Source organism: Roseovarius sp. MMSF_3281 (assembly GCF_030733685.1).
In the GTDB taxonomy this organism is placed as follows: domain Bacteria; phylum Pseudomonadota; class Alphaproteobacteria; order Rhodobacterales; family Rhodobacteraceae; genus Roseovarius.
In genome coordinates this window covers 1-16,564 of record NZ_JASHIM010000039.1, presented here as the reverse complement: position 1 = coordinate 16,564, position 16,564 = coordinate 1, and the positions used below count along the sequence as shown (strand labels likewise).

At 59.5% G+C, this 16,564-nt stretch carries 17 protein-coding genes; 5 read left to right on the top strand and 12 right to left on the bottom strand.

Going from position 1 to position 16,564, the window contains the following annotated elements; all coding sequences use genetic code 11:
• Positions 1–110 precede the first annotated feature (110 nt).
• Both cueR and RBB32_RS20610 read right to left on the bottom strand, forming a co-directional pair.
• A complete protein-coding gene (cueR, locus tag RBB32_RS20615) occupies positions 111–530 on the bottom strand; it encodes a Cu(I)-responsive transcriptional regulator (RefSeq protein ID WP_085818147.1) in 420 nt (139 codons plus the stop codon).
• A 13-nt stretch (positions 531–543) separates the two neighbouring features.
• Positions 544–3,063: a heavy metal translocating P-type ATPase gene (locus RBB32_RS20610; RefSeq protein ID WP_085818493.1), complete on the bottom strand. Its 2,520-nt coding sequence runs from the start codon at positions 3,061–3,063 to the stop codon at positions 544–546.
• 137 nt (positions 3,064–3,200) lie between these two features.
• Here RBB32_RS20610 and RBB32_RS20605 point away from each other — a divergent pair, with 137 nt between their 5' ends.
• The gene (locus RBB32_RS20605; protein WP_057821727.1) at positions 3,201–3,407 is read left to right on the top strand and encodes a heavy-metal-associated domain-containing protein; all 207 of its coding nucleotides are present in this window, start codon (positions 3,201–3,203) and stop codon (positions 3,405–3,407) included.
• Between the two features lie 53 nt (positions 3,408–3,460).
• Here RBB32_RS20605 and RBB32_RS20600 read toward each other — a convergent pair whose 3' ends face one another.
• The 5 genes from RBB32_RS20600 to RBB32_RS20580 form a co-directional block, all read right to left on the bottom strand.
• On the bottom strand, positions 3,461–4,186 hold the full coding sequence (locus RBB32_RS20600; protein WP_085818148.1) for a DsbA family protein: 726 nt from the start codon (positions 4,184–4,186) through the stop codon (positions 3,461–3,463).
• Positions 4,187–4,206: 20 nt separating this feature from the next.
• Positions 4,207–4,605 carry a c-type cytochrome gene (locus RBB32_RS20595; protein WP_245962869.1) on the bottom strand — a complete coding sequence of 133 codons (399 nt, stop codon included), beginning with the start codon at positions 4,603–4,605 and terminating at the stop codon, positions 4,207–4,209.
• A gap of 59 nt (positions 4,606–4,664) precedes the next feature.
• Positions 4,665–6,056, bottom strand: coding sequence for a multicopper oxidase family protein (locus RBB32_RS20590; protein WP_085818150.1), 1,392 nt, complete (start codon positions 6,054–6,056; stop codon positions 4,665–4,667).
• Positions 6,057–6,164: 108 nt separating this feature from the next.
• Positions 6,165–6,620: a cytochrome c gene (locus RBB32_RS20585; protein WP_085818151.1), complete on the bottom strand. Its 456-nt coding sequence runs from the start codon at positions 6,618–6,620 to the stop codon at positions 6,165–6,167.
• A 12-nt stretch (positions 6,621–6,632) separates the two neighbouring features.
• Positions 6,633–7,199, bottom strand: coding sequence for a L,D-transpeptidase (locus RBB32_RS20580; protein WP_121143709.1), 567 nt, complete (start codon positions 7,197–7,199; stop codon positions 6,633–6,635).
• Between the two features lie 124 nt (positions 7,200–7,323).
• Between RBB32_RS20580 and RBB32_RS20575 the strand changes: the two genes are divergently transcribed.
• Both RBB32_RS20575 and RBB32_RS20570 read left to right on the top strand, forming a co-directional pair.
• Positions 7,324–7,677, top strand: coding sequence for a hypothetical protein (locus RBB32_RS20575; protein ID WP_306155524.1), 354 nt, complete (start codon positions 7,324–7,326; stop codon positions 7,675–7,677).
• 298 nt (positions 7,678–7,975) lie between these two features.
• On the top strand, positions 7,976–10,084 hold the full coding sequence (locus RBB32_RS20570) for a protein-disulfide reductase DsbD (protein ID WP_306155522.1): 2,109 nt from the start codon (positions 7,976–7,978) through the stop codon (positions 10,082–10,084).
• 81 nt (positions 10,085–10,165) lie between these two features.
• Here RBB32_RS20570 and RBB32_RS20565 read toward each other — a convergent pair whose 3' ends face one another.
• The 3 genes from RBB32_RS20565 to RBB32_RS20555 all read right to left on the bottom strand — a co-directional run bounded on the left by RBB32_RS20565 (position 10,166) and on the right by RBB32_RS20555 (position 12,617).
• Positions 10,166–10,489, bottom strand: a complete 324-nt coding sequence (locus RBB32_RS20565) for an SHOCT domain-containing protein (protein WP_245962850.1) — start codon at positions 10,487–10,489, stop codon at positions 10,166–10,168.
• A 32-nt stretch (positions 10,490–10,521) separates the two neighbouring features.
• Complete coding sequence (locus RBB32_RS20560; protein ID WP_306155518.1) at positions 10,522–11,832, bottom strand: ATP-binding protein; 1,311 nt, start codon at positions 11,830–11,832, stop codon at positions 10,522–10,524.
• A 62-nt stretch (positions 11,833–11,894) separates the two neighbouring features.
• Positions 11,895–12,617: a response regulator gene (locus tag RBB32_RS20555; RefSeq protein ID WP_085818155.1), complete on the bottom strand. Its 723-nt coding sequence runs from the start codon at positions 12,615–12,617 to the stop codon at positions 11,895–11,897.
• Between the two features lie 394 nt (positions 12,618–13,011).
• Between RBB32_RS20555 and RBB32_RS20550 the strand changes: the two genes are divergently transcribed.
• Complete coding sequence (locus RBB32_RS20550; RefSeq protein WP_273187177.1) at positions 13,012–14,019, top strand: DMT family transporter; 1,008 nt, start codon at positions 13,012–13,014, stop codon at positions 14,017–14,019.
• 97 nt (positions 14,020–14,116) lie between these two features.
• On the opposite strand, the gene RBB32_RS20545 is transcribed toward RBB32_RS20550, so the two are convergent.
• Together RBB32_RS20545 and RBB32_RS20540 are read right to left on the bottom strand one after the other, a co-directional pair.
• Positions 14,117–15,130 carry a YncE family protein gene (locus RBB32_RS20545; RefSeq protein ID WP_147430609.1) on the bottom strand — a complete coding sequence of 338 codons (1,014 nt, stop codon included), beginning with the start codon at positions 15,128–15,130 and terminating at the stop codon, positions 14,117–14,119.
• Between the two features lie 240 nt (positions 15,131–15,370).
• Positions 15,371–15,649: a hypothetical protein gene (locus RBB32_RS20540; RefSeq protein WP_139837411.1), complete on the bottom strand. Its 279-nt coding sequence runs from the start codon at positions 15,647–15,649 to the stop codon at positions 15,371–15,373.
• A gap of 202 nt (positions 15,650–15,851) precedes the next feature.
• Between RBB32_RS20540 and RBB32_RS20535 the strand changes: the two genes are divergently transcribed.
• Positions 15,852–16,541 (top strand): DMT family transporter, encoded by a 690-nt coding sequence (locus RBB32_RS20535; protein WP_306155510.1) that lies wholly within the window; start codon positions 15,852–15,854, stop codon positions 16,539–16,541.
• The last annotated feature ends 23 nt before the right edge of the window (positions 16,542–16,564 follow it).

Sequence of the window (16,564 nt, the reverse complement as noted above, 5' to 3'; positions counted from 1 at the left end):
CCATGTACGGTCGAGCCGGTCCAGAATTGTTGCGGGCGAGAATGCTACCGTTCCGCCACACAGATTGAGGCAGAGCCGATTAAAGGGCAACGCGACAGCTGCTGATCCGATTACGCCGATTTCCGGCGCATGTCTTCGTCGCGCCGTTTCATGGACAGATCGGCCAGGATCGGACAATCCGGGCGATGATCTCCGGCACATTCCTCGACAAGATGGGCGAGCGTTGCGCGCATTTCCTTCAACTCTTTGATCTTGCCGTCGATTCGCTCAAGATGTTGCTTGGCGATCTCCTTTACCTCGGCGCTGGCACGCTCTTCGTCTTCGTAGAGCGCAAGAAGATTGCGGCAATCTTCAATTGTGAAACCGAGCGCACGGGCGCGTCCCAGAAACGCGAGCTTGTGCGCGTCACTTTCACGGAACGTGCGATAACCGTTCGAACTGCGCAAGGGCTTGACCAGCCCGATATCCTCGTAATAGCGGATCGTCTTGGCTGGCAGGCCCGAAAGGGTGGCGACATCTCCGATATTCATGTCATGATCCTCCTTATTGAGCGGCGACAGGGGCAGGGGATAGAGAACCCGCCCCTTCAGATTTCAAGCTGCTGGCTTCATCCATGGCTGGGCGGACCCGGCGCAAGCGCAGCGCGTTCGTCAGTACGAAGACCGAGCTCAGCGCCATTGCCCCGGCGGCCAGCACCGGCGACAGCAAAAGCCCGAAGGCCGGGTAGAGCACACCTGCCGCCACCGGGATCAGCGCGACATTGTAGCCGAAGGCCCAGAACAGGTTCTGGCGGATGTTGCGCATGGTCCGCCCGGATACATTGAGCGCGTTCACTACGCCGCGCAAATCACCCGACATCAGCACGACATCGGCAGATTCGATGGCAACATCGGTGCCGGTGCCAATGGCGATGCCCACATCCGCATGCGCCAGCGCGGGCGCGTCGTTGATGCCGTCCCCAACGAAGGCGATCTGTTGGCCGCCTTGCCGCAGTTCATCCAGCGCCGCCACCTTGCCATCGGGCAGGACGCCCGCGATCACGTGGTCGATGCCGATCTCCCGCGCGATGGCCTCGGCCGTTTCGCGCTTGTCGCCGGTGATCATCGCGACCTTCAGCCCGAGACCATGCAGCGCCTCGATGGCGGCGGCGCTGGCGGGCTTCACCGGGTCGGCCACGCCGATGACCGCCGCGACCTTTCCATCTACGGCCGCGAAAAGGGCCGTCCGGCCCTGCTCCGCGAGCCGGCGCTCGGTATCGGCCAGCGCCTCGATGCTCAGTTCCTCGCGGGTCATCAGGCGATCCGCGCCGACAAGCACGTCGTGACCCGCGACCTTGGCGCGCACGCCGTAGCCGGTGATCGAGTCGAAGCTTTCGACGTCACGCCGTGCCGCGCCCTCGGCCTGAGCCGCGCGCATGATCGCCTCGGCAATGGGATGTTCGGACTGCGCCTCGACAGCCGCGACTAGCGCCAGAACCTCGGCCCGCTCAAATCCGTCGGCCAGAACGAGGTCGGTTAGTTCGGGGCGGCCCTCGGTCACGGTGCCGGTCTTGTCGAGCGCGACCATGTCCACGCCAGTCAGCTGTTGCAAAGCGTCGCCCTTGCGGAAGAGCACGCCCATTTCCGCGGCGCGCCCGGTGCCGACCATGATCGAAGTGGGCGTGGCCAGCCCCATCGCGCAGGGGCAGGCGATGATCAGCACCGACACGCCCGCCACCAGAGCGTAGGACAGCGCGGGCGACGGCCCCAACAGCAGCCAGACCAGCACAGCCAAGGCCGCCAAAGCCATGACCGCCGGCACGAACCAGAGCGTGATCCGGTCCACCATGCCCTGGATCGGCAGCTTGGCGCCCTGGGCTTGCTCGACCAAGCGGATGATCTGCGCCAGCGTCGTGTCCGCCCCCACGCGGGTCGCGCGGAACCGGAAACTGCCCGTACCGTTGACGGTGCCGCCGGTCACCGGATCGCCCTCAGCCTTGGCCACGGGGACCGGCTCACCGGTGATCATGCTCTCGTCGACATGCGCGCGGCCTTGCGTCACCTCGCCATCCACCGCGATGCGCTCACCCGGCCGCACGACGAGGGTGTCGCCCACGCGGATGCGCTCGATGGCCACGTCCTGCGTCTCGCCGTCCACCAGCACCCGCGCCGTGCGGGCCTGAAGGCCCAACAGCTTCTGGATCGCGGCCCCTGTGCGCCCCTTGGCGCGCGCCTCCATCCAGCGGCCCAACAGGATCAGCACCACAATGACCGCAGCAGCCTCGAAATAAACGGCGCGAGCCGCCTCGGGCAGTACGGACGGCGCGAAAAGCGCGGTGATAGAATAGACATACGCAGCCCCGGTCCCCACCGCGACAAGGCTGTTCATGTCGGGCGCGCCTTTCACCAGAGCGGGGAACCCCTTGGTGTAAAAGTGGCGGCCGGGCCAGAAAAGCACGATGGTCGTCAGCACGAACTGGATCATCCAGCTGGCCTGATGGCCGATCGTGCGGCCGATCATCTCGTGCATTCCCGGCACGAGATGCGCCCCCATCTCAAGCAGGAACACGGGCAAGGCCAGCGCCGCTGCGAAAGCGGTCCGGCGGGCGAGCGCACGGGCCTCGCCTTCCTTGCGCGCGCCGCGATCCTCCGCGATGCCGTCGTCGGCCAATTCGGCCGGATAGCCCGCCGCCTCGGCGGCCTGCAACAGGTCAGCCGGATCGACAGCGTCTTCGGCATAGGTTACGGTCGCGGTTTCCGACGCGAGGTTCACGTCCACGTCGAGCACGCCCGGCACCGCCGCCAACGCCTTGTCGACGCGACCAACGCAGGAGGCGCAGGACATGGAAGAGACGTTCAGGCGCGCCGTCTGCGTTCGGGCGGGATAGCCGGCATGCTCCAGCGCCCCGATCACTTCGGGGATCCGGGCATCCGAGTCGATCCGGGCCTGCGCCGTTTCGGCGGCGAGGTTCACGTTCACCTCGTCGACCCCGGGTAATGCCAAAAGCGCACGCTCGACTCGGCCGACGCAGGACGCGCAAGACATGTTCTGAATAGAAAAACGCAAATCTCTTGAGCCCGGCATGAACGTCTCCTTCATCTCCTGAAAGATATCTAAGGGCTCCCCCCGCTGGAAGGTCAACAACGTCGGGACATTTTTTCGCCCTTGACCTTCCCATGCGGGAAGCAGGCATCTAATGCCGAGAACTGGAGGAAACAGATATGCGCAGCTTCAAGGTTCCGGATATGAGTTGCGGCCATTGCACCGCAACGATCGAAAAGGCGATCAAGGCGATAGACCCAACAGCGTCCGTGACCTGCGATACGGGTACGCGGCAAGTCGAGGTTGATAGCGTGCTGAACGAGCACGCCCTGACGGAGGCGATCCGAAATGCCGGTTACGGTGTCACGGCTGCTTCGACGACCTGAAGATCATCGGTGCCGGGCAATTCCGGCGCCAGTTCTCCATCGTCGCATGAGGTTCATTCCTTTTCGCGGGCCTCATCGACCAAGGCTTCCAGTTGGTCTTGTTCGACCAAACCGGGAACCAGTTTGTCGCCGATCACGAATGACGGTGTGCCGTTGAAACCCAACGCCTGCGCCAGCCGCATCGATTCGTCGATGTGCGCCTGGACCTCCGGCGCCTCCATGTCCGAACGCAGCTGGTCCACGTCAAGGCCGATTTCTTCGGCGATCCGCAGGACAGACGCCTCTTGCGCACGTTCCTCCATGCCCATCAACGCCCAGTGGAATTCCTCATACTTGTCCTGATTGCGTGCCGCCAAGGCTGCCTTCGCCGCAAAGACCGACCCGTCGCCGAGTATCGGCAATTCGCGAAAGACGAGCCGCACATTCGGGTCCGCCTCGATCAAACCTTCAACCTCCGACATGGCCCTGCGGCAATAGGGACAGTTGTAGTCGAAAAACTCCACAACAGTGACGTCCCCGTCAGGATTGCCCAACACCGGCGCGTTCGGGGCTTGTTCCAAGAGCTGGCGTTGTTCCTTGAGCACGTCCGCCGTGGCCTCTGCCTGCGCGGTCGCTTCCTGCTGTTCGAGAAGCTGCACCGCTTCCATGATGATCTGGGGGTTTTCCAGAATGGCTTCCAAGGCCAGTTCCTTGACGCGTTCCTCGCTCAGCTCCTGTGCGAACGCGGAAAGCGGCAACAGGATGCTCACGGCGAGCACTGCCAATCGAAGCGATCTCATTTTCAGTCTCCTCTTTTCTGCTATTCCGCTTCGCTGCGGGCGGCCTGGACCTCCCGCTGACGGTCGGGCCATGTGGATTTGATGAAGGCGAGGATGTTCCATATCTGCGCGTCGGTCAGTTCATCACCGAAACCGGGCATGCCGCTTTGGAAATCAACGCCTTGCTTCGCGAGGGTCTTCTTTCCGCCAAGCTTGGTGTAGTCGAACAGAACACTATCAGGATGATGCCATGTGTGACCGGTTTCGTCATGCGGGGGTGCGGGCAGGATGCCATCCTCTCCGGCGGAGCGCCATCCGGCCTGTCCCTCGAGATCGGACCCGTGGCAAGAGGCGCAATACTCCTGATAGAGTTCTTCGCCCTCGGCGAGATCGATAGACTGCGGCGGTTCCGGCGTACCGGATGTCCCTTTCGCCAGCATCCAGGCGCCGACGCCAGCCGCGCCGGCCATGAGCAAAAAGAGGATCAGCCAGCGTCGCATCATATCACCTTCATCCAGGTCATCATGCCCGAGGCCGCGTGGCTGAGCATGTGGCAGTGAAACAGCCAATCGCCGGGATTATCGGCCACGAAACCGATCGTGCGGGTCTGGCCGCCGAACATCAGGATCGTGTCGCGCAAGGGACCGAGCCTGCCATCCTCGCCGATTTCACGGAAATGCAGCCCGTGCAGGTGCATCGCGTGGGGAAAGGAAGTATCGTTGTAGATCTGAAGCTTGACCGTTTCGCCCTTCTCGACATCGACAAGCGGGGCATCGGTCATGCCGATCGTCCCGTTGAACGACCAGAACTGGTTGGCATCCACCAACTCGCGAAAGCTTTTCTTCTCGCCGTTCAGAATCGCGCTTTCGAGCCTGCCCATTGCGCCGCCCTGCATGTCGAGCCGCACGGCCCTGGCGTCATCGAGGCCGGTCACCTCCATCCCCGGATTGGGCGGCAGCGCGTCCGGTGCATCCCGGCGCGCGGCCGAGGCCAATCCGGTCACGGGGAAAGCCACCTGCGATGCCGCCTCCTGATCCTCAAGGCGAACGAGATGCGCGGTTTCGTCGGGCGCGGCGGTCACGTCGACGATCAGATCGGCCCGCTGACCGGGGCCAAGGACCAGCGCCTCGGCTAGCGGCTCGGGACGGGGCAGCGGCATGCCGTCCAGCGCAACCGTCCAGCCTTCCATGCCCTGAAGCGACAGCACGAAAATCCTTGCATTGGCCGCGTTGATGAGGCGCAGGCGCAGACGTTCGTGTTGGCGCACCTCCAGGGAAAGGTCGTGCCGGCCGTTGGTGGCGATGAAATTGCCGCGCCGCCCGGCATGGCTGCGGTCATGGCGCGAGGTGAAGTCCGGGTCGATCTGCGCCGTTTCGGGGTCGAGCAGCCAATCATCGAGGATCAGCACCTCTTCCCGATCCAGGTCCGGCGGCTCGGATTCCTCGACGATCAACGCGCCATAGAGCCCGCGCGCCACCTGTTCGGTCGAGCGGTTATGTGCGTGATACCAGTAGGTTCCGGCATCCGGCGCGGTGAAATCATAGTCGAAGCTTTGCCCCGGCTCGACCGCGGGCTGGGTAAGCCCCGCAACGCCATCCATCGCATTGGCGAGGCGAACGCCGTGCCAGTGGACGGAACTAGCCTGAGGCAGTTCGTTCATGAAGCGGCGTTGCAGCCGCGCACCCTGCTGCAGACGCAACTGAGGGCCGGGCATCGTGCCGCCATAACCCCAGATATCAGTCTCGGGGTAACCTTCCGGCGCCAATTGAACGCTGGCGGTGCGGGCGTCGAGGGTTTGGAATCCGGACGTTGCGGCATAAAGCCGCTTTGGAAGGGCAAGAGCCGCGGTGGTAGCCGCCCCCTGCATGAGAAAATCGCGTCGCGTTGGCATGGAGGGTCCTGTGTTTCAATCGCGGCGATCGCGGCGCCGGCAATCGGGTTCGAAGATCAGGAAATCAGGCCGGAAAGCGACAGTATGCGCCCGGAACCTGCCGAAGGCTCAGTTGATCCCGTTTTCCCTCTGCAATTCACGTACATAGCGGGCGATTAGCTTGACGTCGCCATCGGTCAAACCTTCAACCGGCGGCATGTTTCCGAAATTCCAATGATGCGCGCGCACACCGTTTTTCGCGGCCATCACGAACGCCATGTCGGAATGGTGGTTCGGTTCGTAGATCTTGTGCACGAGTGGTGGTGCGACCCCGTTCTGGCCTGCGGCGTTCTTGCCGTGACATTCCGCACATTTCGCCTCGTAGGCCCGCTTGCCCATCTGCGCCTGGTCCGAAAGCTCCGCCGGCAGCGAAACTTCGACGATGGGCGCGCCCGATTCCAGATCACTGGTGTCGGGTGGGACCATCGAGTGGCCCACCTGCTGGGGTTGCTGCGCGATGTTCCAGTAGACGACTGCGCCGCCCAACACGAAGAAGGCCAGAATGGCCAGAACTGTCTTGTTCATTTGATCCTTACTTCAGATAAGTTTGACCTGGGTGCCGATTGGTGTCCTGTCGAACACTTCGATGATATCTTCGTTGTAGAGACCGATGCAGCCGCTGGAGGATTTGCGACCGATCTTGCGAGTGTCACCGGTGCCATGGATGCGGTAGTACTGCCAGGTCAGATGCATGGCACGGACGCCGAGCGGATTTTTGGGGCCGGGGGCGACATAGGACGGCAAGGATGGATCGCGCTCGCGCATAGACGGGGTAGGCACCCAATCCGGCGCATCGTCCTTGTAGACGATCTCGCTGTAGCCGCGGCGCGTCAACTCGTCGCTCATGGGAACGGAAGTGGGGTAGACGCGCATTTCGCCGTCAGCCGTCCAATGCTGAAGAACCCGCGTTGTGGTATCCGACAGCAGAATGCCTTTGCCCAGAGAATCGAAATGGTCTTGCCAATCATGCAACCGGAAAGATGAAATGTTCCGGCGCGCCGGCGCAGCCTCCTGAGCGCGCAGCACGGTTGGTGCCGCAAGCGACACCAGCCCGATGGCCGAAGCAAACAGAAAGGTCCGCCGGCCCACATTCTTGCAAGACATATCGCCCATGGTCTGCCTCCGTGATTCTGGTCCTGTAGCTGAGTGGCTTTAACCACCTTCCTCCACTGGAGGGTCAAGGGTGGTTCGGATGACAAGAGCGTGAAGTTCGTATCGGTTTGTAACGTTGACCTTCCCGCTGGGGAAGCCTTTAGCAGGGTTAAAACAACCGAGAGTCGGAACCATGAAGAACACTGAAAGGCCGGATTTATACGAAACCACCGGCAAGTTAATGAAATACGGGATGTGGGCTTGCTGCGCGATCATGTTGGCACCCATCGTGCTCTATCTTGCGGCGGGTGGCCTTTCGAGCGATCTGACGAACAACGCAATCTTGTTCGCGCCGCTGGTTGTCTGCCTAGGAGCCCATTTCGCGATGCATCGTGTCTTGGGCAAATCCTGCCATGGTGACGAGAAGAAAAACACCTCCGAGGCCGCGGACAAGCATGCGGCGATTGGCCGGACGATTGCTCCCGAGTAGGCACCTGCAGAAGTTCGCCGTTCGCGCCGCGGCACTCGTCTCATTGCTTGCGCTCGGGGCCTGTTCGGAGGCGCTCGGTGCGTGTCGGCAAGATGGTTCAGCGGTGCTGGCAACCCAGGACTTCCAAGCCCATCTTCCAAATGGGTGCACGCTGAACAGATCGCGCCCTGATGGCGTTGCGGCGATTACCTGTTCCGATGGCCGCGAAGGGTTTCTGGTCGTGCCACCAGAGGGCAACTGACACGCCTATGGCGCGGCGCGATAGACGAAAGCATTGGCGAGGGCGGGATACAATATGATGAAAGCGTGCCATACTGTGTGGCTGTTCGGGGGCGTATTGCTGGCCTTGGCAATACTTCTCGTGCTGCCGTCGCAATACGGATTCGCAGCAAGTTCCGATGAATTTTCCAGCACATCCGTCACCGCACGTCTGATCTCGGCCGAGAACGGGGTCAGCCCGGATACCCGTTCGATCTCGGCGGGGCTGCACTTGGAATTGTCGAAGGGCTGGAAAACCTACTGGCGCTCGCCCGGTGAGGTGGGCATCCCGCCGTCGATCGACTGGGCGGGATCGGAGAACATCGAGAATGTCGAGTTTCTCTGGCCGGCGCCTGAGCGCTTCACCGCCTTCGGGATCGAGAATTTCGGCTACTCCGATGAGGTGGTCTTTCCGCTGCGGATAACACTTGCAGACCCTGGCGCCCCGGTCCGGTTGAAGGCCGGCGTGAACGTCCTGACATGTTCGACCGTTTGCGTCCCGGAGGATTTCGAACTGCAGTTGGCGCTACCAAGGGCCAGCGGAATCGATGCCGACGCCGCAACCCTGATTTCGGCCTATGCGGGCCGCGTGCCCGACGAGGGCGCGGCGAGTAGCATTTCTGTCGAAACCGCGTATCTGGACGGTGAGATGTCCGCGCTAACCTTAACCGCCCGCAGCGACCGCCCCTTCGGCGAGCCCGACGTGTTTCCCGAATTGGGCAAGGGCACGGCTTTCGGTAAGCCGGACATTCGTTTGGGCGAGGGAGGCCGATTACTATGGGCCCGTCTGCCAATCCTCTCCGCCGCCGATGACCCGCCACCACTCGATGTGACGGTGACGGATGGAGACCGCGCCGCAACCTGGATGCCCGCCCTGAGCGATAAGGCCGCAGCGCCGCCCTTCACCCTCGATCGCGTTTTGCCGGGGTTGGCCGATCTTGCCTGGATTGCGGCGATTGCCTTTCTCGGCGGCCTCATCCTGAACGTGATGCCCTGCGTGCTGCCGGTGCTGTCGATCAAGCTCTCCTCGGCCATGAAGGCCCACGGTCAGTCGCGGCAACGGGTTCGGGCTGGATTTGCCGTTTCGGCCTTCGGTGTTCTGGCCTTCATGTGGGTTATCGCTGCCGGAACGCTGGCGGCGCGGGGAATCGGGATGACGGTCGGCTGGGGGCTGCAGTTCCAAAACCCGGTCTTTCTTGCACTGATGGCCGTCATTCTGGTGGTCTTTTCGGCAAACCTTTTCGGGCTGTTCGAAATTTCTTTGCCGTCCGCGGCGCACACCCGGCTGGCGAAAGCGGGCGGCGGGCGCGGCTATGTTGGAGATTTCGCAACAGGGGCCTTCGCGGCCGTTCTTGCCACGCCCTGTTCCGCCCCGTTTCTCGGCACGGCCGTGGCGTTCGCGCTGGCTGGCCGCCCGATCGACATCGTCGTGGTTTTCACTGCCCTTGGCCTGGGGCTGGCCTTGCCTTATCTGATCGTGGCGGCTTTTCCGGGCATGGTGGTCCGGATGCCGCGGGCGGGACGGTGGATGATCTGGCTCAAGATCGTCCTTGGGCTGGCCCTGCTGGCGACCGCAGCTTGGCTTTTCTGGGTGCTCGGTGGCGTCGCCGGGACACGGTCGGTCTGGGCGGTTGCCGCGACGAGCGGCGGCATTGTCGCCATTCTGAGCTTGCCGCGCATGTCTTCTGTCCTGCGCGGGTCTGCCGCCTTGGCCCTGACAATCGTTGCTCTTACCCTTTCCGGTCTCCTGTCGCAAAGTGACGAGCCGACAGACCGTGTCGCCGCGAATTGGACCGCATTCGAACGCGCGGCGATCGCCTGGCACGTTTCGCAAGGGGATGTTGTGTTTGTGGACGTCACCGCCGACTGGTGTCTGACCTGCAAGGCCAACAAGACCCTCGTGCTGGACCGCGAACCGGTGGCGTCAGCCTTGCGTGCGCCCGTCGTTATCCCAATGCAGGCGGACTGGACGCGGCCCGACGAGACCATCTCACGCTATCTGGAAAGCTTCGACCGCTACGGCATACCGTTTAACGTGGTCTACGGCCCGGAAGCCCCCGATGGCATCGTTCTGCCCGAATTGCTTACAGCGCAAGTGGTCATGCAGGCACTGGAGGACGCTGCCAATACACGTGTGGCAGAGGATTGATGAGGTTAACAAGAAACCGCAACCTTACCCACTTTTCTGGCTTACGGGCGAATGGCGCGACGCAAGCAGGGGCCTGATGGCTCAACCTTGAAGTTGCTGCTTCCGACGCTGAAACTCGTCTTCGTCGATCTCACCGCGTGCATAGCGTTCCTTGAGGATATCGATCGCGTCGCGGGTCTCGCCAACGCGGTTGCTGGTGAGCATACGGAAGACGAAGACGGCAACGGCGATAATCAGCCCCCAAAAAAGGATCATTCCCAAGCCTCCCCACCAACCGTGGGCACCTCCCCACATCATGTGCCCGAAGGTGTCATTGCCATTGCTGCCCGGATCCGCGAGCGCCGGGACTGTGCTCGCCAACAGAGCGCTCACGCAGGTTTTCATCGACATCATATAGGTACTCATCATCGTGTCCTTTCTTGCTGGTTGTAGCTTTGTCAAAACGGAAAATCGAGGCGCACCAGAAGCCCGCCGTCCGGGTGGTTCTGCAAAGTGATGTCGCCGCCATGTGAGCGCAGTATGGTGCGGGCGATTGAAAGGCCGAGACCGGTGCCACCCGTCTCGCGCGAACGTGACGCCTCGACCCGGTAAAACGGCTCAAAAACCTCTTCTAATTGAGTGTCAGGTATGCCGGGACCATGATCGCGCACCCAGATCAAGGTTTTGTCAGACTCTCGGGAATAGGTGACCTCGACATCGTCGCCGTAACGCACTGCATTCTCTATGACGTTCCGCAAAGCTCGACGCATGGATTGAGGCCGAAGCTTTATCTCAAACGGTGTGTCCGTTTCGAGTCGGAACGCGTTGAGCATGTCGCGTTTCAGCTCAGTGAGAAATTGCCCCAATTCTATTGTTTCTGGAGGTTCACTTATTGCCATGCCCCGAGCGAAAGCCAGTGTGCGCTCGACCATGTCCTGCATTTCCTCGATTGATTTCACCAAGGCGTCGCGTGTCTCTTCCTCATCCACCATCTCGGCGTGAACCCGCAAAGCGGTCAGTGGAGAGCGCAAATCATGACCCAGAGCGGCCATAATACGCGTCTTGTCCGCAACAGTGCGCACCAATCGCTCCTGCATTTGATTGAAGGTATCCGTCAGCTCTCTGACTTCGCTTGGACCTGCGACTCGAAGGGGTTTGTTTTCCTCTCCTCTACCAAGCCTGTCTGCAGCTTGGGCCAAGCGCCTTAACGGCCAGGTTAGGCGAGCAAGCAAGTACCAGCAAGCGACTCCAATCAGCAACGTCGCCGTGAAACCAAAGCTCACCGCAGAAAAGATCGGCCACTGTAGCGGTGGTCGCTGGAAGCGCGTATCGACATTCAGCCATGTGCCATCTTCAAGCGCGATAGAGAGTGTTAATTCAAGCCCCGAGATCTTGTCATGCATCATCTGCTTGTGCTCTGCGGCCATCTGCTGCGGCAGGTTTCTCATTGGCGGGAATTCGCGCTCAACCTCATGCAACTCCACTCGGATTTCGCGGCTGTCTTCAGAGCTAAACAATGACCTGATACGCGCTTCGACCGCTCCTCCAGCACGGTGATCGAGATGATCCACTGCAGCCTGCGGGTCGATCCGAAATCGTGCAAGCGGCGAATCTGCCGCCCGGAGGATCGAGGCGTGCAAATCCAGTGGCGCCCTTTCGAGTAGCAGCGCAACATTCGCAGCGCGCCCGGCCGCCTCTGCCCCGATCGCAGCGCGGACGGCGAGACTGCGTTCGTCCACGAACAACCAGAGGCTAATGGATTGAGCCACTACGAGGCTCCCAATAATGAGCAGCAGAAGCTGAACGCGCAAGCTATCCAGAGGCTTGCGGGTCACCGTTCGACCTCGACGTCCGTTGCCAGGCAATAACCTCCGTTTCGAACCGTTGTGATGATTTTTGGGCGTCCCGGGTTGTGCTCGATCTTCCGCCTGAGGCGGCTGATCTGGTTGTCGATAGTCCGGTCGAAAGCGGCCGGTGTTCGCCCAACCGTCAGGTCAAAAAGCTGCTCGCGGCTCATCACGATGCGCGGGCGTTCCAGCAGGATTGTCAGCAATTTGAACTCTGATGTTGTCAGCACATCCTCTCGGCCGTCTTCCGCGCCAAGACGGCGTGTGTCGGTTTCGAGCGTCCAATCTGCGAACCGTACACGGCTGCCTGTAAGACTTCCCGCCAGCGCTTCCGGTTTCTGCGCCCGACGCAGAATTGCCCTTATCCGCGCAAGCAACTCGCGCGGATTGAAGGGTTTGGGCAAATAGTCATCCGCACCGACCTCTAGGCCGATGATACGGTCCATTTCCTCTCCAAGCGCTGTCAACATCACGATTGGGGCCACCCCCTTGGCGGACAAGCGGCGACAGACCGATATCCCGTCTTCGCCAGGCATCATAACGTCCAGCACGATGAGGTCATAGCGGCCGACCTTCAGCAGGTCATCCATCTGGGCTGCATCGACCGCACTCGTGACGCGCATGTCGTTCTTTTCGAGATATCGCGCAACGGCTTTGCGAATTTCGGCGCTGTCATCGACCAGCAGTATGTGGGGCGGGTTCGTCATGACTTCTATCTAAGCGATCGAAGGGTGGTTGCCGAGAAAATTTGTCACGAAACGTAACACAGTCAGGCTTTGCGACAGAGTGATACATATCCACCATCGATAGCTTCCGGTCGCCGACCTATGGTCTCACGATGCCAAACAAAAGGAACGAACCAATGGTTCAAACGACACGCAATGCTGGGAAAAGTTTTCTTATCCAGGGCTGTAGTTGCAAAATCTTCCGGCCAAGGGGCAGGGTGGCAAGTTTGATAGGAGCATGATCCAATTCGGTCGATGCTGGCACCCCACTTGATGTGGGACGCTTCCCCCAAGCGGCAGCGCCAAGTAGGACCGCCATTGTTTTATTCTCAGTTTGATAGGGTAGACCGTCGTGGTCATGGTACGGGACACTAGATTGCGTAAGTCGACCACAGCAAAGTGGGGTGTAGTGTCTTGTTGGGTTGCTGTGATAATTTATGCGGCATCCAATTCCGTTGTGACCATGTTGGTGAGCATTGGAGATGCGAACCGCATCAACGGCCACAATGTGATCACTTTTGCAAACCTTTTGGTTCTAGGATCTTTGATCTCGCTCATCCCAATGCTCCTATTCTTTGGTAGGGACTGGAAGCTTGAAAAGCTTCGTGACCTTTCCTCCCGTGAATGGGTGCTTTTGACCTTATCCGCTGTGCTGTCCTCCGCCGTTACACCTGGGCTGTATTTTTTTGCCTTGGAAAACACCAGCGTAACGAACGTCGTCATAGCTAGCCGGATTGACCCTCCCATTTTCCTTATTCTTGCTGCAATCTTCTTGGGTGAGAGGATTGATGTCAAAGCGATGGCGGGAAACCTGATCATTCTATTAGGGGCAGTTGTCATCCTGGCTTTCAAAGATCGCGATATTGGATACGCGATTGGTGTGGGAGAGGTCGCAGCCGTCGCTGCTACCTTGTCGTTTACTCTTTCAACGATCATCACCAGGACAAGTCTCGAGACGGTTCCATTTGGAGTCTTCGCCATTTTCAGAACGGCATTGGGTACTTTAATCTACGTCAGCTTCCAGCTCACCTTTTCTGGTCACCACCATTTTAGCGAAATGTTCCAACCGATACTGCTCAAGTGGATATGGGTTTACGCAATTCTCATCATTATTATCGGACAGCTTGCGTGGAACTTCGGATTGAAACACTCGAAGGCAGGTGATGTTTCGTTGGCCACTTCCTTTTCACCACTGGCTGCTATTGCGATAGCGATGGTGATCTTAAATGAAGACCCTGGATCGGGTTTGATTCCAGGAGGGGTTTTGATGGTTTTTGGTATTTGGGTGGCCCGATCTGGACGAAAAAGCGCAGTTCGCAAAAGGGAAAGTGCCCGAAAGAAGTCCTTGGAACTCGAGAAAGATGTCAACTTTAAGGGCGTATAATTGTAGGCAAAAATGCGTTAACCGGATGAAGTTTGACCCATCGGCTGATCGGTGCGGTGGCGGGTACGTTTGCGCCCGCAACCTTGGTTCGCTTCGTCTATGGCATAGGGACGAATTGATGCCCGGTGCTGTCCGTCTCGACAATCACGAGCAGATCAAGCGTTTTCGGATCGAGAACCCATAGCTCGTTCTTGACGGCGCTGCTCACCATAAGCGCGTCGCCGACGCGCGCCATATGATAGGGTTCAGGTCCGACTTTAACTTCAAGGCGTTCACCTGTGTTGCGATCAATGCGCACCACCCGGTCGCGTTCGCGTGCGCTTGACCAGATTGCGCCGTTGTCGGCCGCGACGCCATGAAGGTCGCCGCCAATTTCGAACGTATCAAGAGTTTCGCCATTGTCGGCATCGACTATGGAAACCCTGCCGGTATCAGACTCGCTGACAATCAGTTGACGGGCTTTTGCAAGCAGCAGCATGTGCTTGGGTGGGCCTTGCAATTTGAAGCTCCGAGTTACGATCCCGTCGTCTGGATCGAGTTCGCTGATTGTGTTGTTTCCCGCATTCGAAACGAAGAATGTCCCAGTCTCCGGATCCGCAACCACATATTCGGGGATCGGTCCCGTAGCGATTGTGCCCGTTACGTCGCCGCTGTCGAGGTCTATCAACGAGACGGCATCAAGGCCGGGATGCGTCACTGCCGCAAAGCGCTCATCTATAGAAATGCCAACATGGTGAACAATGCCGGGCACTTCGGTGCGGCGCAGTATTTTGTGGCTGTCGGCATCGACCAAGGTGACCAGACTCGCCGCGGTTGGCTCAGCCATTGCTCCGCCGCCGTGATGGGCTTCGTGATCTTCCTCGGAAACTTGGGAGGGCTTGGCCATCTTATCGCCTCGGGTTTCCGAAAGACTGCCGGCCACCAGAATGCCTCGTTTCGGTGCGCCTGCCAGCCCGTGAACATTGTCAAGCCCTTCTATGCGGCCCGCCACCTCGTAATTTTCGTCCAGATGAAGAACCGTTCCGAGCTCTCCCTCAGGAATGTAGACATCGGCTATTGCAGCGCTGCTAGCCACTAATGCAGCCCCAATAGTCATGAGCGGAGTTCTCATAAGATCGTTTCCTCTTTCGGACTTAGCTTTTCTGTGTCGGCGTTGATCCCAGTATGCCGCTAAGACGGGCGCGCAGTGTTGATCGTGCGCCATTCGAACGGAGCCAATGCTTGGAAGACATCATGGTCATTATCCGCTCGATGTCGGCCCTGACTGCGGCGCATATCAAGCGCCGCAGCCATTTCCCACTTGCAGACACGATGGCTCTCGATTTTCAGCCAGAGCGGCTGTTCGGTAGCCTCATTGGCCTCTCTGCGGATTGTCAAAACGCTCTTCGAACATGCTCTTGAACTCTGATGCCGCCTCCATGTGCGCTTCCATTTCCGCGCGCGTGACCTTGCCGTCATCGTTCTGGTCTGCGTGATCGAAATGTCCGCGCATCGTGTCATTCATGTGAACATTGTTGTCGCGGTCGGGCAGTTCGTGATGCCCGGTTACATACCCCATGTCTGCGAGTGCGGCTCCGCCGAGCGCTGTGGAAAACAAGGTTGCGAGGATAAGTGTTGTGTTGCGTTTCATAGAATGCCTCCTTTTGGCTTTTTGCCTGACAAACATGGCAAATCGGATGTGCTATGCAACGGGCTCATGGAGTGGTCGTGTAACGTTCTGTCGCAAAACCCCAACTGGTTACATTTGGTGACAGATTTCCGCGGCAAGCGGCGCTTTATCCTGTAAATGCAGCTGAGGACGAAGGTGTTATTTTTTGACGTTGGGACTACCCATGACACCAGTTGCGACTTTGAAGATTGTCTTTGCCATGGTGCTTTGGGCGTTGTGTTTTCCCGTCATCGTGGCCGGACTCGAATACTCGCCCCACCTGACCTTCGCAGCTATGAGGGCGGCCCTGGCAGGCATTATTCTTACGCTTTTGGCGCTTGTCCTGGGTCGACCCTTTCCGCGCGGATGGCGGGTTTGGATGACGCTTTCAGGAGTTGGCCTAGGTGCGACAAGTCTCGGCTTTCTTGGGATGTTTCATGCGGCAGAGTTCGTCTCGCCCGGTCTTGCTACAGTGATAGCGAATACACAACCTCTCCTGGCAGCTGTTCTCGCGGCGCTTTGGCTGGGAGAAAAGTTGTCTATCCGAGGTAGCTCGGGTTTGTTCGCGGGCTTCGCGGGAATCGTGCTGATTGCGTTGCCAGATTTTCTTGCGGAACGAAACGAGAGTTATGCAATTGGCGTTCTCTACATCATTCTTGCAGCCGCGGGCGTTACGTTCAGCAACGTCATGATTAAATCCATCGCAGGAAAGGTTGATAGCCTTTCGGCGATGGGATTGCAGATGCTGTTGGGTAGCGTACCACTGGCCATTGCGGCTTTGGTCACGGAGGAGCCTACCACAATAAATTGGACGTTCACGGGTCGTGTCGCGAATGCTGTGGAAATTCCTTGGCGGCGCGCTCCGGGCATATGAAGAGTCGGTGTTTTAGGCTGCGA